The organism is Vibrio sp. MEBiC08052 (assembly GCF_001506075.1).
In the GTDB taxonomy this organism is placed as follows: domain Bacteria; phylum Pseudomonadota; class Gammaproteobacteria; order Enterobacterales; family Vibrionaceae; genus Vibrio.
This window is the reverse complement of the sequence record NZ_KQ947475.1, coordinates 682,790-704,637: the sequence shown is the minus strand read 5'-3', so window position 1 is coordinate 704,637 and position 21,848 is coordinate 682,790. Positions and strand designations below refer to the sequence as shown.

Below are 21,848 nucleotides of genomic sequence, written 5' to 3'. Positions count from 1 at the left end.
CGAGGATCCTCTAGCTGTTATAGAGATTTAAGCGTACCTTTTGGCAACACTGCAGTAACGAAGTCCTTTTTAATCACAACTGGATTATTCGGGTTCAGTTCGATCGTGATGAAATCATTGTCATCAGCAATTTTGGTAATTTTGCCAATCAAACCACCACTGGTTAATACTTCATCACCCTTGGTCATCGAAGACATCAGGTTTTTATGCTCTTTGGCACGTTTGGCTTGTGGTCGATAGATCATGAAATAGAAGATGACAGCAAACACAGCCAGCATGATCAGCATTTCAAAACCACCACCTTGTGGTGCGCCTTCGCCCGCCGCATGGGCAACAGAAATTAAACTCATTGAGAAACGTCCTCTCGGGTTATTGTTGTTAAATCATATTCATCTTATGTTGGGTTGCGCCATTGGAATTTCAACCACTTGGTGATTATCTGCCGGCGCAATCCATTCAGGCTTTCGCCAGTGGCGGAACCGCACGCTCTCTACGTGCGTAAAACTCCTCGACAAACGCGTCAAATCGATCCGCTTCAATCGCTTCACGGATACTTGCCATCAGTCTCTGATAATAGCGAAGATTATGGATAGTATTCAAACGAGCACCCAAAATCTCATTGCAACGATCCAGATGGTGTAAGTAAGACTTAGAATAATGTTTACAGGTATAGCAATCACAATGTGGATCTAACGGTGTCGTATCCGTTTTGTGTTTCGCATTGCGAATTTTTATCACACCACCAGTCACAAACAAATGACCATTTCTGGCATTACGCGTCGGCATCACACAATCAAACATATCGATCCCGCGACGAACCCCTTCGACCAGATCTTCCGGTTTTCCGACGCCCATCAGATAACGAGGTTTATCTTCAGGTAATTGTGGACACGTATGCTCCAGAATACGATGCATATCTTCTTTCGGTTCACCGACAGCCAGACCGCCGACGGCATAGCCGTCAAAACCAATCTCAGTCAGACCGGCAACCGACACATCGCGTAAGTCTTCAAACACCCCACCCTGTACGATACCGAACAGTGAATTGGGGTTTTCCAGCTGGTCAAAATGGTTTCGCGAACGCTTTGCCCAACGTAATGACATTTCCATCGACTGTTTGGCTTCCGTATGCGTCGCCGGATACGGTGTACACTCGTCGAAGATCATCACGATGTCAGAGCCGAGATCCTTCTGGATTTCCATCGACTTTTCCGCATCCATAAAGATTTTTTCACCATTAACCGGATTACGGAAATGAACACCTTCTTCGGTGATTTTACGAATATCTCCCAGACTGAAGACCTGAAAACCACCGGAATCAGTCAGAATCGGCCCTTGCCAATTCATGAAATCATGTAAATCACCGTGCATTTTCATCACTTCCTGCCCCGGGCGAAGCCAAAGGTGGAACGTGTTACCCAATAAAATTTCAGCACCCGTTTCTTTGACTTCTTCAGGGGTCATGCCTTTTACGGTGCCGTAAGTACCGACCGGCATAAATACAGGTGTCTGTACTGTCCCTCGTTCAAAAGTAATCTGCCCGCGTCGGGCATTTCCTTGTTTCTTTTTCAGTTCAAATTTTAACTTCACAATGCCTCCAAAGTGCCAGAGAAACAATCTGACGGTCTACGAGAAATTTTCTCTCGGATGTTTCGCGAACATCCCTCGATTAGCGCTTGCGTGCGCTAAGCGCATGTTCTTTCATGCTGACGCTTTGCAATAAACATTGCATCCCCATAACTGAAGAAGCGATATTTTTTTTCGACGGCATGACGATACGCTGCCATCACATTGTCATAGCCGGCAAAAGCACTCACCAACATGATCAAGGTTGACTCCGGCAGGTGAAAATTGGTAATCAGACAATCGACAACCTGATACTCATACCCCGGATAAATGAAAATATCGGTATCGCCAAAGAAAGGGGCCAACGCCTGGCCATTTTTCAACGCCTGATGTGCAGCACTTTCTAACGAACGAACCGAAGTGGTTCCGACAGCAATAACCCGGCCACCACGTTGACGAGTCGCGGCAATGGCATCAACAACTGCGGCAGGCACTTCAACGTATTCCGCGTGCATATGGTGATCATCGATATTTTCAACCCGTACCGGCTGAAATGTGCCGGCACCGACATGGAGCGTAACATAAGCCATTTCGACACCTTTTACCGCAATTTGTTCAAGCAAATCAGTATCAAAATGTAACCCGGCGGTCGGTGCGGCAACCGCACCCGGTTTTTCGTTATAGACGGTTTGATAACGCTCTTTATCAGCGTCTTCATCCGGCCGGTCAATATAAGGCGGTAAAGGCATGTGTCCGATTGCGTTCAAGACATCCAGAACTGCGACTTCAGTTTCCAGACGAATCTCAAACAAGGCATCATGACGAGCAACCATCGTGGCTGGATAATCGTCACTTTCTCCCAGCAATAATGCACTGCCGGCACGCGGGGCTTTTGAAGAGCGAACATGAGCCAATATACTGTGCTCATTCAGAACTCGCTCAACCAACACTTCAATCTTACCACCGGAGGCTTTGCGACCAAACATTCGCGCCGGGATAACTCGCGTGTTGTTAAACACCAGTAAATCACCCGGCCGCACTAGGTCCAGCACATCGGTAAAGGTTCCGTCAACAACGGCACCTGTCTCACCATCGAGCTGCAACAGACGACTTGATGTCCGTTCAGCTTTGGGGTATCGGGCTATCAGCTCATCAGGTAAGTCAAAATGAAAATCGGAAACTTGCATCACTCTTTTCTGTCTAGTCATTCGCAGCGCGGTAGTATATACGGAAATCAGCGAGGACGGCAGCGTATTCCATTGATTCAGGCTAAATCTGGAATAATTTTTTTAACAAAAGCCAGAAATCGGTCGCGATCTCTCATCTCGGTTCAGCAGAAAAAACTATAGTCAGGGTATCCACCTTCTTGGATTCACAACACCCGATGATTGCCGCTTCAGTAAGGAGTTCGCTATGATCAAGATTGAAGACATGATGACTCGCCATCCACATACGCTCACCCCCACACATACCATAGAAGATGCTCGGGCATTTATGGAAAAATATGAAATTCACCATATTCCGATTGTCGATCAACACCAGAAAATCTTGGGTATCGTTTCCCAAAGAGACATCTTACAGGCCCAGCACTCCTGTCTGAATCGTGATATTTCTCCTTCGACAATTTTACTCTCCCACCCGCTCTCAGAAATCATGCATACACATATGGTCACGGTTTCTCCCGATGCAGGGCTGAAAGAGAGTGCCTTATTTATGCAAAAACACAAGGTCGGTTGTCTCCCCGTGATTGAACATGAGCGTTTGGTTGGGATCATCACCGACAACGACTTTGTTGCGATTGCGATTAACCTGCTTGAACTACAAGAAGAAGCCGAACCGGATGAGTTTGAAGGCGAAGATGAAGATCTTGATTCCCTTTAACGAGAATGGCGATAGCCAAATTTGATGGGTGAGCTCCAATCGATGAATGATTACACAAAAGAAGAGCAGCCTAAGCTGCTCTCTTTGCAATCTGACAAGATGAATTGCAAAGTAAAATGGCAAGATGAATTGTAAAAAACCTTCGCGAGATTCAGAACTGATCTTCTTCGGTTGACCCCGTCAGTGCTGTCACAGAAGATTGCCCGCCCTGAATGGTATTGGTCACGCGATCAAAATAACCGGTTCCGACTTCCTGTTGGTGTGCAACGAAGGTATATCCTCGCTCTGCTGCTTCAAACTCAGGCCGCTGAACTTTTTCAACGTAGTGACGCATCCCTTCTCCCTGCGCGTAAGCATGGGCTAAATCGAACATGTTGTACCACATGTTATGAATCCCCGCTAACGTGATGAATTGATAGCGATATCCCATGTCAGCGAGTGACTGTTGGAAGTGACGAATGGTTTCTGCATCGAGATTTTTCTCCCAGTTAAAGGAAGGAGAACAGTTATATGCCAGTAGCTGATCCGGATACTGCTCATGAATCGCCTCGGCGAAACGCCGTGCTTCCTCCAAATCAGGTTTGGCAGTTTCGCACCAGACCAAATCAGCATAAGGTGCATAGGCCAGACCGCGCGAGATCGCCTGTTCAATCCCCGCTTTTACCCGATAGAACCCTTCAGCCGTCCGCTCTCCGATAATGAAATCCTGATCATAAGGATCGCAATCGGAGGTCAACAAATCGGCTGCGTTGGCATCGGTCCGCGCAATCACTAATGTCGTCGTCCCCGCAACATCAGCAGCAAGACGGGCTGCAATCAGTTTTTGCACGGCTTCTTGAGTGGGGACTAATACTTTACCGCCCATGTGACCACATTTTTTCACCGATGCCAGTTGATCTTCAAAATGGACACCAGCCGCACCGGCTTCGATCATATGTTTCATCAGCTCATAAGCGTTGAGCACCCCGCCAAAACCAGCCTCTGCATCGGCAACAATCGGCAGAAAATAGTCGATTCCCCCTTCATCTTCCGGGGTAATGCCATTCGACCATTGGATTTGATCGGCACGACGGAATGCACTATTGATTCGTTTGACCACCGCCGGTACAGAATCGACCGGATAGAGGGATTGATCCGGATACATCGCTGAAGCCGTATTATTATCTGCGGCGACTTGCCAGCCCGACAAATAAATGGCCTCAATACCGGCTTTGGCTTGTTGAACCGCCTGTCCGCCGGTCAGTGCGCCCAGACAGTTCACATAGCCTTTTTTCGCCTGTCCATTAACCAAAGACCAAAGTTTGTCGGCACCGCGCTGTGACAGGGTATATTCCGGTATGACCGATCCCCGGAGTGCGACGACTTCTTCAGCGGTATAAGTCCGTTTCACATGCTGCCAGCGAGGATTGGTTGCCCAGTCTTTTTCCAGCGCTTCAATTTGTTGACGACGAGTCAGAGTCAGAGTCATAGTTTTATCCCTCATGTTATCCCGAATGATATCGGTAATCCTTCTCCCTTTTCTTTACCAGACCGTTTTAAACAGTTGATATTGAAAAGCTTGTTTCACGTTTTGATCCATTTTATTGTTATTCCCGTCACGGCTTCGTTTACTACCACCGAGCCTGAGTCGAGATGCTCCCCACACTGAACGCGCTCCTCGCGGGTCACGCCAGATAGTCATATCCCGGCACCGTTAAAAATGCCGTTAACGCATCACTGGTCGTCAGACGTTTCATCAGTTGTGCGGCTTCACTGAAACGCCCTTGCTCAAACCGTTCTGCTCCGATTTCTGTGCGTACCACGTCAACTTCTTCAGCGAGATACCGCTCGAATAAAGCTTTTGTGACAACCTCCCCGTTATCCAACGTTTTATGATGTCGAATCCATTGCCAGATAGAGGTTCTGGAAATCTCTGCCGTTGCGGCATCTTCCATCAACCCGTAAATCGGTACACAACCATTGCCGGAAATCCAGGCCTCGATGTATTGCAGTGCGACCCGAATGTTATGCCGCATTCCCTGTTCGGTTCGCTCCCCCTCACAAGGTTGGAGTAATTCTTCGGCGGAGATCGGCGCGTCATGCTCACGCGTGACGTCCAATTGATTGGATTTGCTGCCAAGCACCTCATCAAACACAGCCATGGCGGTATCCGCGAGGCCTGGGTGGGCAACCCAGGTTCCATCATGTCCGTTGGTTGCTTCCAGTCGCTTGTCTTGGTGAATTTTTTCCTGAACCTGACGATTCTGCGCTGCATCTTTGGCAGGAATGAAAGCAGCCATTCCCCCCATCGCAAAAGCACCGCGTCGGTGACAAGTGCGAATCAGTAAGCGGGAATAAGCACTGAGAAAGGGTTTATCCATCGTGACAACCTGACGATCAGGCAGCACACGATCCGGATAGTTTTTCAACGTTTTGATGTAGCTGAAAATATAATCCCAACGGCCACAGTTCAGACCGACAATATGCTCTTTCATGGCAAACAGGATTTCATCCATTTCAAACACTGCCGGTAGTGTTTCAATCAAGACGGTCGCTTTGATCGTACCGGTATTGAGCCCGAAATAATCTTCGGTGAAATGAAAGACATCACTCCACCACTTCGCTTCCTGATGGCTTTGCAGTTTAGGGATATAGAAATAAGGACCGCTGCCTTTTTTCAGTAACGCCTGATAATTGTTGAAAAAATAGAGTGCAAAATCGAATAATGCACCGGGAATCGGCTGTTGTTCAAACGTGACATGTTTTTCCCGCAGATGCAGACCACGCACCCGGCATATCAGCACCGCAGGATCATCACACAACTGATAAGACTTACCGGTTTCCGGTTGTACATAACTGATGGTGCCATTCACCGCATCCTGAAGGTTAATCTGTCCTTCCAGCATCTTTGACCACACCGGAGACATTGAGTCTTCAAAGTCAGCCATAAACACTTTTACATTCGCATTCAGCGCATTAATCACCATCTTCCGTTCGGTCGGCCCGGTAATTTCAACCCGTCGATCCTGCAAATCTTGTGGAATGCCTAAAATTTTCCACTGCCCGTTGCGAATCGACTGAGTTTCCGGCAAGAAGTGAGGTAATGTCCCCTGATCAATGCTTTCCTGACGGTCAATACGACGCTGCAATAAGGTTTCGATATGAGGCGCAAAACGAGCACAAAGTTCAGCCAAAAAGAGCAGTGCTGCCGATGAGATAATATAAGACTGCGCTTCAGGCACGCTGCCGTGAATGTTGAGTCGTTCAAGTACTTTTTGTTGCTCACAAGAGAGCGTTTGTTCATCAGCGAGTGGTTCCATCATTGCTTCCCTCTTTTTTTCGTCAAAATCATCCAATCACACATCAATTTCATTTGTAAATTTAAAACAACATTTAAATACAACTTAAACCCGATATTTTTACCTTGATGTTATCTACCATGTTCCAGAATGATCAATTTTTCAACCGTTCTCATACTAGACATAAGTCTTAGTTAATCTAGATAAACTCTAGGAAATAAATAGATAAATGAAAAGACCGTTGAGCAGCAAAAAACAAAATTCGAAGTTTCATACTGTAAGAGAGATAAACCCAAAAAGTAATTTTATTTCGTAATAAAATTACTAAAATAATTCACAACAAAACCGTGTGATAAAAGGTTATCTTTTCAAGGGAGATTGGTGAGTGATTGATTTCATTCAAATTCATCTAATACGTCAGCAACAACTGGCTCACCGAGTTGTGTAAAATTGACATTGTGAATATTTTTGATTTTATGAAAGCTTCAATCGATAAGTGCTGTAAAATTTTACAAAAAATCGCAACCCATCGAAATAAAGAACTATGAAATCATCAGCCCGCAGTATAAATATCTGGCTAAGACCAACTGCTAAAGGAGTTCTGAAACGACCTCAGATAACTGGTGAAAGACCTGACTGCGAGAGGAACTCGGCCGCCAGACTAAACCAATCAGACGAAATGCACTTTGACCGGGCGGATCAACCACCACCAGATTTTGGTTATCCAGCAAACCGTGTTTAATCGCCATCTGCGGAATAAACGTCGTGCCCAACCCATTCGCTACCATTTGCACCAGCGTGTGCAAACTCGTTGCCATGAAGGGATTAATTTTTTCTTTTTCCGTTAACTGACAAGCAGACACCGCATGCTCGGTCAAACAATGCTCATTCTCTAACAGAAATACAGATTCATCTGGCAAATCATCATAACAAATCGGCACAGGAATACGATCAGCCTGACTTTTACTGATAATCATTCGGAAGGGATCTTTACCGACAATTCGACTTTCCATATTACCGATATCAACCGGTAAAGCTAAGACCAGCACATCCAGTTCACCGTGACGCAAACCTTGCAGCAAATTGGTGGTGGTATCTTCTCGTAACAATAAATGAAGCTTAGGGAAGCGCATATTGACTTCTTGAACCAGATCCCCCAATAGGAACGGCGCAATCGTCGGGATACAGCCGACTCTGAGCTGGCCTTCCATGAGATCACCCTGACAGAGTTTTCCCATTTCAATCAGGTCTTGTCCTTTCGCGAGTAACTCTCTGCCCTGAAGAACCACCTGTTCTCCGGCATGCGTAAAGACTAACGGGCCCTTCTTGTCTTTTTTCTCATATAAAGGACAACCGATGAGCGCTTCCAGCGTCTGAATGCCTTTACTCAATGTTGACTGACTGACAAAACAGCGTTCAGCCGCTTCGCTGAAATGGCGTGTTTCATACAGGGTTACCAAGTAATGAATTTGCTTTAAACTCGGCCATTTATTCATAAAATCATTAATATACGGGTTAAATCTGTATAAAGGCTAGCATATCCTAGTTCATCGTTTTTTTCGATAAACTTAATCTATTTATTTCGCTTTTTCCTATACTAGGATTTGTCTATAGTTGATCGGAAACAAACATGGACCGGGCCGTTTTTCAACAGTCTGGAATTTTCATATTATTAGGAGCAAAAAAAATGGTACTAGTTGGTCGTAAAGCCCCTGATTTTACTGCTGCTGCTGTTTTGGGTAACGGTGAAATTGTTGATGCATTTAACTTTGCAGAGTTTACTAAGGGTAAAAAAGCGGTTGTTTTCTTCTATCCACTAGACTTTACATTCGTTTGCCCATCAGAGTTAATCGCATTTGACAAACGCTTCGAAGACTTCCAAGCGAAAGGCGTTGAAGTTATCGGCGTGTCAATCGACTCTCAATTCTCACACAACGCATGGCGTAATACACCGGTAGATAAAGGCGGTATCGGTGAAGTAAAATATCCACTCGTTGCTGATGTAAAACATGAAATCGTCAAAGCATACGATGTTGAGCACCCAGACGCTGGTGTTGCTTTCCGTGGCTCTTTCCTGATTGATGAAGAAGGTGTTGTTCGTCATCAAGTCGTCAATGATCTGCCTCTGGGCCGTAACATCGACGAAATGCTGCGTATGGTTGATGCCCTGAACTTCCACCAAAAACACGGTGAAGTTTGTCCGGCACAGTGGGAAGAAGGTAAAGCCGGCATGAAAGAATCACCTGACGGTGTTGCCGCTTACTTATCTGAGCACACTTCAGATTTAGATAAAAAATAACATAGGCTTGCCAGTTCTCAACACTGGTCAATGGTTGGATAATAAATAAACAATCACTTACCCCAATCATGAAAAGTAAAGTCGATATACCAAACCGGAGCTCTGCTCCGGTTTTTTTATGTGTCGGAATCAGTTTTTAACACATCATCCAGCGATTGATCGCCCAGATGGCGGACATCTTTACCTTTCACAAAATAGATAATGTATTCACAGATATTCTGACAACGGTCACCGACGCGTTCAATGGCTCGAGCAGACCACATCACTTGCAGGATATGCGGAATATTTTTGGTATCTTCCATCATATAGGTCATCAACTGGCGAATCACCGCTTCGTATTCTGAATCGAGCCGATCATCGAGTTTGTGAACCTGGGCCGCAGCCTCCACATCCATACGAGCAAATGCATCCAGCACTTGATGCAGCATTGCAATTGCTTGGCGGCATAATGGCTCCAGAGACACTTGAAACCGACGCTCTTTCGAAGCAGGACTCTCGATAGCAACGTGAGCCATTTTGGTCGCAACATCGCCAATTCGCTCCAAATCAGTGATGGTCTTGATAATGGCAATAATCAAGCGTAAATCTTTCGCGGTCGGCTGTCTCTTGGCAATAATCCGGGTACAGGCATCATCAATAGATACTTCCATTGCATTGACTTTGTGATCATCGCGGATCACCTGACGAGCAAGTTCCAGATCTTGCCTGTGCAATGCTTGCATGGCATAGGATAACTGCTGCTCGACCAATCCCCCCATTGTCAGGACATGAGTCCGGATCGCTTCAAGCTCAGCGTTGAACTGTCCGGATATGTGACGACCAAACTGCATAATACCTCTCTTAAATTGTATCGTCGTAACGACGAACGTTTATCCGTAACGCCCGGTAATATAATCTTCGGTCTGTTTTTTCACCGGCGATGTAAAAATGGTATCCGTATCAGCATATTCAACCAACTTTCCCATATGAATGAAGGCCGTATGATCACTGACTCGCGCTGCCTGTTGCATGTTATGCGTGACAATCACCACCGTATATTTGGTTTTCAGATCATTGATCAGCTCTTCTATCGTCAGAGTCGAGATCGGGTCAAGCGCTGAAGTCGGCTCATCCAATAAGAGAATTTCCGGCTCAATCGCAATGGCCCGGGCAATCACCAAACGCTGTTGCTGCCCACCGGATAAGCCGAATGCATTCTCATGCAAACGATGTTTCACTTCTTCCCACAGCGCTGCCGCCCGCAACGAACGCTCCACAGCATCATCCAATATCCGGGCATTCCGGATACCTTGTAAACGAAGCCCATAAATCACATTTTCATAGATTGACTTCGGGAACGGATTCGGACGCTGAAACACCATCCCCACTCGCCGGCGCAGTGTTGCAACATCCACGGATGGCGCATAAATATCCTGACCGTGCAGTGTCACTCTTCCTTCGACGCGACAGCCTTCAACCAAATCATTCATCCGGTTCATACAACGCAATAACGTTGACTTACCGCAGCCGGAAGGCCCGATAAACGCGGTGACTTGCCCTTTGGGTATCCGCATTGAAATATGGCTGAGCGCGACGGTTCCCTGATAAAACAGGCTGAGATCATCAATCTCGATCGCTGTCTGTTTATCACTGAGATGATTCACATCAATTGATGGCTGCGTATGATTCAGCGGCAACATGATTAATCCTGTCCCATTGTTCTGTATTTCTCCCGCAGATTATTCCGGATACTAATTGCTGTCAGATTCAGCGCAACAATCACGGCCACGAGTAAGAATGAGGTCGCGAATACCAGCGGACGTGCAGCTTCAATATTGCTGGTCTGAAAACCGACGTCATAAATATGAAATCCCAGATGCATAAATTTTCGTTCTAAATGAATAAATGGAAACTCATTATCAACCGGCAGGCGAGATGCCATTTTGACCACCCCAACCAGCATCAACGGTGCCACTTCACCGGCAGCTCTGGCAACAGCCAGAATCAACCCTGTAATCATAGCAGGTGTTGCCATCGGCAAAACCACCCGCCAAATGGTTTCAAACTGGGTGGCTCCCAGTGCCAACGAGCCATGGCGTACAGCAAGTGGAATTCGACTTAGCCCTTCCTCTGTCGCAACAATCACAACCGGTAACGTGAGCACAGCCAGCGTCAACGCCGACCATAACAGACCGGGCGTGCCGAAAGTCGGGGCTGGTAAACGCTCGGCATAAAAGAGCGAATCGATTGTCCCACCGATGGTATAGACAAAAAAACCGAGTCCGAAAACACCATAAACAATTGAAGGCACACCAGCCAAATTCATCACCGCAACGCGGATCAGATGGGTTAAGGTATTTTCACCGGCATATTCATGCAAATAAATCGCTGCAACCACACCCAACGGCATGACGATGACAGACATAATAATCACCAGTAAGATGGTGCCGAAAATTGCCGGGAAAACCCCACCTTCCGAATTAGACTCTCTTGGGTTATCCGAAACAAAATGCCATACCTGTTTTCCCCAGTGAACCACTTTTTCCGGCCAAGACATATCGTTGGGATACCATATATTCAAGATCTGACTTACCGGAATGTGAATCGTATCCCCTCGCATATCCACCACCACCAGCGCTTGCATCCTGAGTTGCTCCCGCAACGCATCCAAGGTCTGAGAAATCGTGGTTAACTTTTGTTCCAACACTGACTTCTGCTGTTCATATTGTGCCAGATAAGCGGCATTGATCTGATGATTCAGTTCCCGCTTGCGTTTCTCTAAACGGAGTTTTTCAATCTGTTGGCTCCAGACCTGCATTTTGTCATGTATAAGGGTTTGAATCTGTTGATGGCGCTGCTCTGACTCATGCAGTCCGACTTGCAAGGCTGCATCAATGTCATCCGCCATCACGCCGTCAGCCAGCTGATAGCCGATTGGTTTGCCAAAAAACTGCCCGTCCCGTACCCGCTCAATCACGGCCCATCCTTGTGGCATCGATGGTTCAGAGAGCTGACTTTTCAGAACCGATATAAAATCTGACGGATAAATATCTCGATTCGCAACCTTAATATGCAAACGAATAATCGAATCCCCTTGTTGTTCTGTCTTGGCATCTTCCGGTGGGAACAAATGAGAGGCCAGCACTTTATCTTGGTCATACAACTGACCAATCAAACGCTCACCTGACGACGTCTGCCATGATAACAGCGGTGTCGGCCAGAAATAGGTCAATCCTTTCCAACCAATCAGCAGCAATAGCCCTAATACTGCAAGTAAACTGAAACTCACCGCACCGCCTGTCAACCATATCCACGGAGAGCCGGACTTTATCCAATTCACCATTTAATCCAGTCCTAACATTACAATGCCCGATATTTTTCTCGCAGGCGCAATCGAATCCATTCCGCCAACGCATTCACTAAAAATGTGAAGATAAACAGAAGCAATGCGCCCAAAAACAGCAATCGATACTGACTACTTCCCACTTCTGCTTCCGGTAGTTCCACCGCAATGGTCGCAGCCAGCGTTCTCATTCCTTCAAAAATGTTCCAGTCCATAATCGGTGTATTGCCGGTGGCCATCAATACAATCATCGTTTCACCGACTGCGCGTCCAAGCCCCATCATGATCGCGGAAAAGATACCCGGGCTTGCCGTCAGCAATACGACATGAGTCAGGGTTTGCCAAGGCGTCGCTCCCAATGCAAGCGACCCATCAGAAAGGTGTTTCGGCACCGAGAAAATCGCATCTTCAGCGATGGTAAAAATGGTCGGAATTACCGCAAATCCCATGGCGATCCCAACCACCAATGCATTGCGCTGATTGAAGTCGATACCGTATTGCGCCAGAAACACCCGGATATCGCCATCAAATAGCCAAGTTTCAAGGTGAAAGCCAATGGGCAACATCAGGACAATTACACCGGCCAAAACTGGCACTAAAAGCGCAGCGTGCCAGCCACGCTGCACTGTTCCGCGCCATCGATCCGGTGAAAAATGCCAAATCAGGCCAAACACAATCGTCGATAACGGCAATAAGATGATCATGACTACCGCAGAGACCAGATGACGCTCTAAAATCGGTGCCAGCCACAACCCGGCCAGAAAGCCGATAATGACGGTCGGTAATGCTTCCATCAGTTCGATTGTCGGCTTTACCTTACGTCGCATCCGGGCAGACATGAAATAAGCGGTATAAATCGCGGCTAAAATTGCCATCGGCACAGCAAAAATCATCGCATACAACGCGGCTTTGATAGTACCAAAAGCGATAGGAATCAAACTAAACTTGGGTTCGAAGCTATCTGAAGCCGAGGTCGTTTGCCAGACATAGTCAGGCTCAGGGTAATTTTCATACCACAGCTTCTGCCAAAGTGCAGAAAATGATATCTCCGGATATCCGAGATCAACGCGAGCCAGATTCAGACGCCCCTGATGATAAGCCACCAGATATTTTTCATTGTCAGACAACGCCACCTTATCCGGCGATTGTTCAAACACCTTTCGGCTCAGAACGAGCTTATGATTCGTTGCCTGATAATTGCGGACTTGACCATCGTGATGGAATGAGAAAAATCCCTGATGATAAGCATCCGTCACGATCAGACTGGTTTGCTCACCAGTGTTGAATGCACGGATTGGCATAAATTGTCTTTTTTGATCCCGGATGACGTCAAACCATTGGGTGACAACGCCTTGCTGGTCACGCACTAACAGTGAGTCACCACCCGGTAATAACGCCATCTGGACGATTGTTTGGTGGGTATCACCTCGGGTCAGATCAACCACCTCTCTGACCTGATATGTCTGACCATTACGGGTTGCAATGACAAGATGCCCACCTTCGCGGACATACAGCATCTGACCATCCGGGGACAATAATAACGCGTCAGCCGCAATCGGCTCAGGAAAATGAAAGGCATTCACTTGCGCTGAATGCCGGGACCATGACAAAACCGTCAGCGTGCCACCTTGCGTGGCAAATGCGAGCGTTACTTCCTGTGCAGACACAGCAAACGTCAAGCGCTGTACATGATCCGGGATATCGGCACTGAGTGATGAAGGTAATGGTAATTGTTCAACATCCGGGACGAAAACCGTCGCCCCCGCACGAAGCCGATGGGTAAATTGAGGTCGGCCGATAACCAGCTGTTTATCGGCACCTAATGCTGCAAACCAATGCCCGACGACCGCACCCTGCTTAGGTACGAAATCGAGTTGCTGCAGCCAGAGCGGAGACTGATCTGATTTTTGAGTAGACCAGAACGTCATTTTCCCAAGATGATCCAGCATAAAGACATACTGACCATATTCATCAACGGCGAGTTGGATCGGGACCTGATCAGAGGTTGAGACACTGATATGAGCGGGAGACATCTTGATTTCAGCGCTGAAAAACAGGGGAAACGCCACCCAAATCAGATACACAAAAATTAAGATCAGAGCCCCAAGCACACTGACACCACCAGCACTAACGGTAAAACGAATCAGCCGATCTTTAACAAGACGCTTTTTATCCGCTGCTTTGAGAGAAAACTGAGGGTATGACATGTTTGTCCTAATGAATCTGACCGATATACCAATAACACAGACAGAGAATAACGCCCGTCCGGCCAGCGACGGACTCACAAGGCCTCGAGCTTCTATATCTCCGACCCATAAGCATATGTCAATGACGTGACATTTATATTACAACAAGCGCTAACCACCTGAAATAACAAGTGACCCATGAGTCTGATTTTATGATTGATTCGTCAGTATTTTTTCAGTTTGTTCCCCTCGTCCAAATGAGCAAATATCCCTAGACAACGCCACGAATCACCAAATGTCTTATATACTTTGAAATAAAAATGTAACACAAAACACCTAACTTTCTTTTTTATTACTGATAGTTATGTTTTCTTTATATGATGTGGGCTACGTATACTAACGCTATGACTCACTAGTTATTATCTTACTGACTATTATTTCACTGACTATTATTTCACTGAGAATCAGTCATCATGACTGATTAACTGTCGCTAAATATATCGCCCCGAGTTTTGTATGAAAGGTCTGATTGTATGAGTGTTGAAAAGTTATATATTGAAAAAGAATTAAGCTGGTTATCTTTTAATGAACGAGTTCTCCAAGAAGCTGCGGATAAGTCAGTCCCACTCATTGAACGGATACGTTTTCTGGGAATTTTTTCTAACAACTTAGATGAGTTTTACAAAGTCCGTTTTGCCGATGTAAAACGGCGGATCCTGATTGATCGGGAGCATGGCGGCAACAGTACATACAAGCACCTACTCTCCAAGATGCAAAGCAAAGCACTCAAACTCAATCTGGAATTCGAAGAACTGTATAACGATCTCATTAAGGAGATGGCTCGCCGGAGAATTTTTTTAGTCAATGAAACCCAGTTGGACGAATTTCAAGGGAAATGGGTCAGAAAGTATTTCAAAAATGAAGTGATTCAGCACATCACGCCTTGGCTACTCAATGAAGAAGCTGACATGCTGCAATTTCTCAAAGATGAATATGCTTACATTGCCGTAGAACTGAACACCGATGAACGTTCTCACTATGCACTGATTGAGATTCCGACCAATCACCTGCCTCGGTTTATCATGGTGCCGGAGCAAAAAGGCAAACAGCGCAAAACGATTATGTTACTGGATAATATTATTCGCTATTGTCTGGACGATATTTTCAGAGGGTTCTTCGAGTATGAGCAACTCAATGGTTACGCGATTAAGATGACCCGGGATGCCGAATATGATCTCAGCCATGAAGTGGAACACAGTTTGCTGGAACAGATGTCGGAAGGCCTCAGTCAGCGTTTAACGGCCATGCCGGTACGCTTTGTCTACGAAAATAGCATGCCGAAAGAGATGTTGCAGTTTCTGTGCGATAAACTCAAAATTTCCAATTATGATAGCCTGCTTCCCGGTGGCCGGTATCATAATTTCAAAGATTTTATCTCATTTCCAAATGTCGGTCGGGACTACTTGGAAAACAAGCCGATGCCACCGATCAAGTGTGCTGATTTTTTCGGTTTCGCCAACAGTTTTGATGCGATCAGAGAGCAAGATATTCTGCTTTATTACCCCTACCACACTTTCGAACATATTACCGAGCTGGTCAGACAAGCGTCATTTGATCCTAAAGTTCTCAGTATCAAAATTAATATTTATCGCGTCGCGAAAGATTCGAAATTGATGCATTCCCTGATCCATGCCGTCATGAATGGTAAACAGGTGACGGTTGTGGTCGAACTACAAGCCCGCTTCGATGAAGAGGCGAATATCGAATGGTCCAGAATCCTGACTGAAGCCGGTGTACATGTTATTTTTGGTGCTCCGGGACTCAAAATCCACTCAAAACTGCTCTTGATCAGTCGTAAAGAGGAAGAAGAAATCGTCCGCTACGCACATATCGGAACCGGTAACTTTCATGAAAGAACCGCCAGAATTTATACCGATTTTTCACTGTTAACCGCAGATCCGGAGATTACCAATGAAGTACGCAGCGTGTTTGGCTACATTGAGAATCCATACCGCCCGGTCAAATTCCGTCACCTGATTGTATCGCCCCGAAACTCCCGCGTCCGTATCAATGAATTGTTGGATAATGAAATTGCCAATGCCAGAGCCAATAAGAAAGCCGCCATTACCTTGAAAGTGAATAATCTGGTTGATCGAGATCTGAGTAACAAACTTTATGAAGCCAGTTCTGCCGGTGTTCAGATCAAAATGATCATCCGAGGTATGTGTTCTCTGGTACCCGGAATAGAAGGCATCAGTGACAACATCCAAATCATTAGTATCGTTGATCGGTTTTTGGAGCATCCTCGCGTCATCATTACCCACAATGACGGGGATCCGCTGGTTTATATTTCTTCCGCAGACTGGATGACGCGAAATATCGATCACCGGATTGAAGTTGCCACACCAATTCGTGACGAGCGCCTGAAAAAACGTATCATTGACCTCATCAACATTCACTTTACCGATACGGTTAAAGCTCGCTGGATAGACAAAGAGATGAGTAACAGATATGTTAACCGCGGTAACCGGAAGAAAATACGTTCTCAGATAGCAATTTACGATTATCTGAAAAATGTCGAAAAACAAACACGCAAGCAAAAAGCAATAGAAGTAAAGTCTAATGAAAGCATCCAGTGAACCCCGGCATATTGCTGCAATTGATTTAGGTTCAAACAGTTTCCACATGGTTGTCGCACAGGTCATCGACCAGGATCTTCAGTTGATCAGCAGCCATAAACAACGTGTCCGGCTGGCATCAGGGCTAGATGACAATAAAAAACTCAATGCCGATGCGATCACTCGCGGGTTGGATTGCCTTGCGATGTTTGCTGAACGCATTCAGGGGTTCGCACCTGAAAATGTCCGTATCGCGGCAACCCATACCTTACGACAAGCAACAAATGCTCAGAAATTCATCGAACGTGCCCGGGCAATTCTGCCCTACCCGATAGAGATTATTCCGGGTATGGAAGAAGGGCGACTCATTTATTTAGGAGTTGCTCATACCCAACCACAATCGGACTCAATGCTTGTCGTTGATATTGGCGGGGGGAGTACGGAAATGGTGATTGGTCAGGGATTCGAAGCGCAACTCGTCAACAGCCTCCAGATGGGATGTGTCAGTTACAATCAGCGCTTCTTCCCACAAGGCAAGCTCTCCAAAAAGCTGTTTGCCCAAGCATTTGTTGCCGCACAGCAAAAGCTGGAATCCGTCGCCCGACAGTATCGAAAGAAAGGCTGGCAAAGTGCGTTTGGCTCATCTGGTACAATCAAAGCGGTCCGGGAAGTGTTGATCGGCATTGGCTATGACGATGGCATCATTACCATCGAACGATTGGAGACACTGATCGACAAACTCTGTGAAAAAACACAGATTGAAGAGTTGGATATCAAGGGACTCAGTGACGAAAGAAAACCGGTATTTGCCGCAGGCGTTGCCATTATTTATGCCATTTTAAAAGATCTGAATATCAAAGAGATGCATTTTTCACAAGGTGCCCTCAGAGAGGGTCTGTTGTATGAGATGGAAGAACGCTTTAAATGCTCGGATATTCGTCTGAGAACAACCGAGAGTCTCGCTCAGAAACATCGGGTAGACCTGGAACACGCTGCCAAAATCAAAGGATTGGCTCGCCAGTTTTTTGAGCAAATCAATCACGGAGCCAATATTTCGGCTCAGGATGATGAACTGGTCGATTTGCTGGAATGGAGCGCACTGTTACACGAAGTTGGTCTCAGCATTAGTCTACAAGGATACCACCGTCATTCGGAGTATATTCTTCGCTATACCAATATGCCGGGCTTTAACAGCGAGCAGCAATTGGTGCTCTCAACATTAGCCCGTTTTCAGAGAAAGGCTTTAAAGCTCAACGAAATGCCGGACTTCACACTCTACAAGAAAAAACAGATCATCCGGCTAATCCGCATTCTCCGGCTGGCTATTGTTCTGAATGGACAAAGAAGTGATGACTTACTCCCGGAGATATTTCTGACGGCAGAGGACAACGTCTGGACGCTCTCCAGCCATGACGCCGAATGGTTAGAAAACAACAAACTGCTTCATGCCGATCTGCTCAACGAACAGCAATACTGGGAAAATATTGGTTGGACATTGAACTTTTAAAAGACTTCTAAGAGTTAAAGACGGTGACCATATTGCAGCGTCATCGTCTTTTGAGTCTCAATTTAACCCGACTTTCGCCAGCTCTTGTTTGACAATTTGTGGCGAAACCGAGACATACCCGTCTTTGGCAACCAGCGCCTGCCCTTCCCGGGAAAAAATAAAGCGAATGAAGGCTTCCTCCACAGGTGGCAGCGACCGTTCCGGACTCTTATTGATATAAATATAGAGATAGCGTGATAACGGATAGTCTCCGGATAAAATATTATCTCGGCTAGGAAAGATATAATCGGTTCCCTGACGGGATACCGGAACCAACCGAACCCCGGAAACCGAATAGCCAATGCCAGAATAGCCGATAGCATTCATCGACGATGCAACCGACTGAACCACAGAAGCCGAACCGGGCTGTTCATTGACTTTGGGGCTGAAATCACCGCCACACAATGCGTGATTTTTAAAGTAGCCGTAAGTCCCTGATACAGAATTACGTCCAAATAGCTGGATCGCCCGCAGCGCCCAACGTGCCTGTATGCCTAACTGCGACCAACTTATCAGATGCTGATTTTCACCACATCGCAGTGTCGTTGAAAACATGGCATCGATCTGCTGGAAACTGAGTCCCTGAATCGGATTGTCCTGCTGAACGAAAATACCGATGGCATCAATTGCCACTCGCAAAGCCGTCGGTTTATAACCATATGTTTGTTCAAACGCTCCGACCTCCCGGTGTCTCATCACACGGCTCATCGGCCCCAGTTGTGCCGTCCCTTGTATTAATGCCGGTGGTGCCGTCGAAGAGCCGGAAGCCTGAACTTGAATATTGATATTCGGATAATAAGCCTGAAAGGCTTCCACCCACAAAGACATGACACCAGCCAGTGTATCGGACCCCACCGACAATAGACTGCCGGAGACACCAATCTGTTTGTGATATGCAGGCAACGATTCAAGTGATGTAATGTCAGGTAATGTAGCGGCTTGAAGCGACCAACCACTCCACCAACAGACCATAACACCCCATAACCAGCGCTTGAACCGACTCATGGCTGCACAACCAGACGTTTGGGTAATACAAAAGAAAACCGGCTGCCGACACCGACTTCACTGTGAATATCAAGATGTGAGTCATGGTGAGAGAGTGCATGTTTCACAATTGCCAGCCCAAGGCCACTGCCACCGGTATCGCGGGAACGCGCTTTATCGACCCGATAAAACCGTTCCGTCAGACGGTGTAAGTGCTGCGGTGCAATCCCTTCTCCTGAATCTTCAACCTCCAGACATGCACCTTGATAACTGGCATACCAACGCACATGAATCTCTGCCTTGGGCGGGGTATATTTGACCGCATTATAAACGAGATTAGAGACCGCACTTCTGAGCTGATCTTCATCGCCCAAAACTTTCAGGGCAGGATCAACTTCAAAATGTAACTGGTGTTGATTGTCGCCACTGAGGCTTATTGCTTCTTTCTCTAACACCTTGAGCATCGCAGGAATATCGACAATCTCATCCAGTTCATGCATCGGTGCCGCTTCGATCTTCGATAGGGTTAGTAGCTGATTGACCAGACTATTCATCCGACTCAACTGCTCAGTCATAACCTGATGGGCCTTCTCCCACATTGGGCCGCCCAGCATATCCGGGTCTTCAGTCATCTCCAGATACCCTTGAAGTACGGTCATTGGCGTCCGTAATTCATGAGAGACATTGGCAAAGAAGTTGCGCCGCATTCCTTCCAACTGCTTTAACTGGGTCACATCACGAACCACCAACAAGTGTTCACCTTTGGTGTAAGGAACAATACGCAGCTCCAGCATGCGATCAACATTCAGCGGTGAGTGAATTTCCAGCGGTTCGGTAAAATCATTCTTTTCGAGATATTTAATAAAATCAGGAGCCCGCAAAAGATTGGATATCGGCTGACCTTCATCTTCCGGCCAACGAAACCCCAACAGGTTCTGAGCGAGACGGTTACACCAGACAATATTACCTTCATCACGGAATACCACCACACCATCCGGCAACGATTCAGCACCGTTGCGGAAACGGCGGATCAGATTCGTCAGCTCTTTGCGCTTTTTACGCTGACGTTGTTGGAGGTGGTAGATACCATTAAACAGATACTCCCACTGCCCTTTACCAGACGGTGGTCCTAAACGACGCTCATCCCACAACCAAGCGGAAAGGCGGACTTGATTGCCCAAATGCCAGAGCAATTGAATCACAGTTGCGATCAGCAGCAACCAAGGCATGTAGCCAAAGATCCAACCGACAAGTAACCAAGGGCAGTAAAAAAAAGCCAGCCCCCAAGCCAGCCTTTTCCAAGTTAGACGTTCGACCATCTCACTCCTCTACAATTCTTCAACCGAGCAATCATCAGTTATGCTTTCGTTGAAAAACGATATCCGGCACCGCGAACCGTCTGCACTAATTTATCGTGCTCTGCATCTTCCAGAGCCTTTCGCAAGCGACGAATATGAACATCCACCGTCCGGTCTTCGACGTAAACATTCGTCCCCCAGACATTATTCAATAACTGTTCACGGCTATAAACCCGCTCTTGGTGCGTCATGAAGAAGTGCAGTAATTTAAATTCTGTCGGCCCCATGTCCAGCGCTTTATCATTGGCCGTCACACGGTGAGACACCGGATCAAGTTTGAGCCCCTGAACATCAATCACATCTTCCAGAGCGGTCGGTGTCACGCGTCGGATCACCGCTTTGAGTCGGGCAACTAGCTCTTTCGGAGAAAAGGGTTTGGTAATGTAATCATCAGCACCGACTTCGAGCCCCCGGACTTTATCTTCTTCTTCACCGCGAGCCGTCAACATTACGACCGGAATATTTCGGGTCAACTCTTCTCGTTTCATATGCTTGATAAAATTGATACCGCTTCCTCCGGGAAGCATCCAATCAAGTAAAACAAGATCAGGGAAAGGTTCTGCGAGTTTGTTAATTGCGGTCTCATAATCCTCAGCTTCAACCGCCTGATAACCTTTTTGTTCAAGTACAAAACACAACATCTCTCGAATAGGTGCTTCGTCCTCAACCACAAGAATCCTTCTGGACATATCCGATTAGCCTTTGTTTGTTTTTCTATCAACGCTCTGCATTATTAAAAATAATTATGACACTTTTGTGACCTTTGAAAACAAATTTTCACATAACTTTCGTCGCAAGTTCACAGATAAG

The 21,848-nt window shown here is 46.5% G+C and carries 17 protein-coding genes; 4 read left to right on the top strand and 13 right to left on the bottom strand.

Annotated features, from left to right (window positions below):
* Positions 1-17 precede the first annotated feature (17 nt).
* The 3 genes from yajC to queA all read right to left on the bottom strand — a co-directional run bounded on the left by yajC (position 18) and on the right by queA (position 2,753).
* Positions 18-350: a preprotein translocase subunit YajC gene (yajC, locus tag VRK_RS03270; protein ID WP_021020758.1), complete on the bottom strand. Its 333-nt coding sequence runs from the start codon at positions 348-350 to the stop codon at positions 18-20.
* A 106-nt stretch (positions 351-456) separates the two neighbouring features.
* On the bottom strand, positions 457-1,590 hold the full coding sequence (gene tgt, locus VRK_RS03265) for a tRNA guanosine(34) transglycosylase Tgt (RefSeq protein ID WP_059120077.1): 1,134 nt from the start codon (positions 1,588-1,590) through the stop codon (positions 457-459).
* Between the two features lie 95 nt (positions 1,591-1,685).
* Entirely contained in the window at positions 1,686-2,753 is a 1,068-nt protein-coding gene (gene queA, locus VRK_RS03260; protein ID WP_059120076.1) for a tRNA preQ1(34) S-adenosylmethionine ribosyltransferase-isomerase QueA, read from the bottom strand.
* Positions 2,754-2,979: 226 nt separating this feature from the next.
* Here queA and VRK_RS03255 point away from each other — a divergent pair, with 226 nt between their 5' ends.
* Positions 2,980-3,447, top strand: coding sequence for a CBS domain-containing protein (locus VRK_RS03255; protein WP_059120075.1), 468 nt, complete (start codon positions 2,980-2,982; stop codon positions 3,445-3,447).
* Positions 3,448-3,598: 151 nt separating this feature from the next.
* On the opposite strand, the gene aceA is transcribed toward VRK_RS03255, so the two are convergent.
* The 3 genes from aceA to VRK_RS03240 all read right to left on the bottom strand — a co-directional run bounded on the left by aceA (position 3,599) and on the right by VRK_RS03240 (position 8,221).
* Positions 3,599-4,909 (bottom strand): isocitrate lyase, encoded by a 1,311-nt coding sequence (gene aceA / locus VRK_RS03250; RefSeq protein WP_059122620.1) that lies wholly within the window; start codon positions 4,907-4,909, stop codon positions 3,599-3,601.
* Positions 4,910-5,111: 202 nt separating this feature from the next.
* Positions 5,112-6,749 carry a malate synthase A gene (gene aceB / locus VRK_RS03245; RefSeq protein ID WP_059120074.1) on the bottom strand — a complete coding sequence of 546 codons (1,638 nt, stop codon included), beginning with the start codon at positions 6,747-6,749 and terminating at the stop codon, positions 5,112-5,114.
* 566 nt (positions 6,750-7,315) lie between these two features.
* Complete coding sequence (locus VRK_RS03240; protein ID WP_059120073.1) at positions 7,316-8,221, bottom strand: hydrogen peroxide-inducible genes activator; 906 nt, start codon at positions 8,219-8,221, stop codon at positions 7,316-7,318.
* A 191-nt stretch (positions 8,222-8,412) separates the two neighbouring features.
* Here VRK_RS03240 and VRK_RS03235 point away from each other — a divergent pair, with 191 nt between their 5' ends.
* Complete coding sequence (locus VRK_RS03235; RefSeq protein WP_059122619.1) at positions 8,413-9,024, top strand: peroxiredoxin C; 612 nt, start codon at positions 8,413-8,415, stop codon at positions 9,022-9,024.
* Positions 9,025-9,140: 116 nt separating this feature from the next.
* On the opposite strand, the gene phoU is transcribed toward VRK_RS03235, so the two are convergent.
* Genes phoU through VRK_RS03215 form a run of 4 tightly spaced genes read right to left on the bottom strand, consistent with a single transcriptional unit; the run spans position 9,141 to position 14,553 of the window.
* Positions 9,141-9,854: a phosphate signaling complex protein PhoU gene (phoU, locus tag VRK_RS03230; protein ID WP_059120072.1), complete on the bottom strand. Its 714-nt coding sequence runs from the start codon at positions 9,852-9,854 to the stop codon at positions 9,141-9,143.
* Between the two features lie 39 nt (positions 9,855-9,893).
* Positions 9,894-10,703 (bottom strand): phosphate ABC transporter ATP-binding protein PstB, encoded by an 810-nt coding sequence (gene pstB, locus VRK_RS03225; protein ID WP_059120071.1) that lies wholly within the window; start codon positions 10,701-10,703, stop codon positions 9,894-9,896.
* Positions 10,704-10,705: 2 nt separating this feature from the next.
* Entirely contained in the window at positions 10,706-12,346 is a 1,641-nt protein-coding gene (gene pstA / locus VRK_RS03220) for a phosphate ABC transporter permease PstA (RefSeq protein WP_059120070.1), read from the bottom strand.
* 17 nt (positions 12,347-12,363) lie between these two features.
* Positions 12,364-14,553: an ABC transporter permease subunit gene (locus VRK_RS03215; RefSeq protein ID WP_059120069.1), complete on the bottom strand. Its 2,190-nt coding sequence runs from the start codon at positions 14,551-14,553 to the stop codon at positions 12,364-12,366.
* Positions 14,554-15,065: 512 nt separating this feature from the next.
* Between VRK_RS03215 and ppk1 the strand changes: the two genes are divergently transcribed.
* A complete protein-coding gene (gene ppk1 / locus VRK_RS03210; protein WP_059120068.1) occupies positions 15,066-17,171 on the top strand; it encodes a polyphosphate kinase 1 in 2,106 nt (701 codons plus the stop codon).
* Complete coding sequence (ppx, locus tag VRK_RS03205) at positions 17,155-18,657, top strand: exopolyphosphatase (RefSeq protein ID WP_059120067.1); 1,503 nt, start codon at positions 17,155-17,157, stop codon at positions 18,655-18,657. Before ppk1 ends, ppx begins: the two co-directional genes overlap by 17 nt.
* A 57-nt stretch (positions 18,658-18,714) precedes the next feature.
* On the opposite strand, the gene VRK_RS03200 is transcribed toward ppx, so the two are convergent.
* From VRK_RS03200 to phoB, 3 genes are read right to left on the bottom strand one after another with little or no spacing between them, the layout of a single operon-like run.
* Positions 18,715-19,668: a PstS family phosphate ABC transporter substrate-binding protein gene (locus VRK_RS03200; protein WP_059122618.1), complete on the bottom strand. Its 954-nt coding sequence runs from the start codon at positions 19,666-19,668 to the stop codon at positions 18,715-18,717.
* A 29-nt stretch (positions 19,669-19,697) separates the two neighbouring features.
* Positions 19,698-20,999, bottom strand: a complete 1,302-nt coding sequence (gene phoR, locus VRK_RS03195) for a phosphate regulon sensor histidine kinase PhoR (protein WP_059120066.1) — start codon at positions 20,997-20,999, stop codon at positions 19,698-19,700.
* Positions 21,000-21,037: 38 nt separating this feature from the next.
* On the bottom strand, positions 21,038-21,727 hold the full coding sequence (gene phoB, locus VRK_RS03190) for a phosphate regulon transcriptional regulator PhoB (RefSeq protein WP_059120065.1): 690 nt from the start codon (positions 21,725-21,727) through the stop codon (positions 21,038-21,040).
* Between the last annotated feature and the right edge of the window lie 121 nt (positions 21,728-21,848).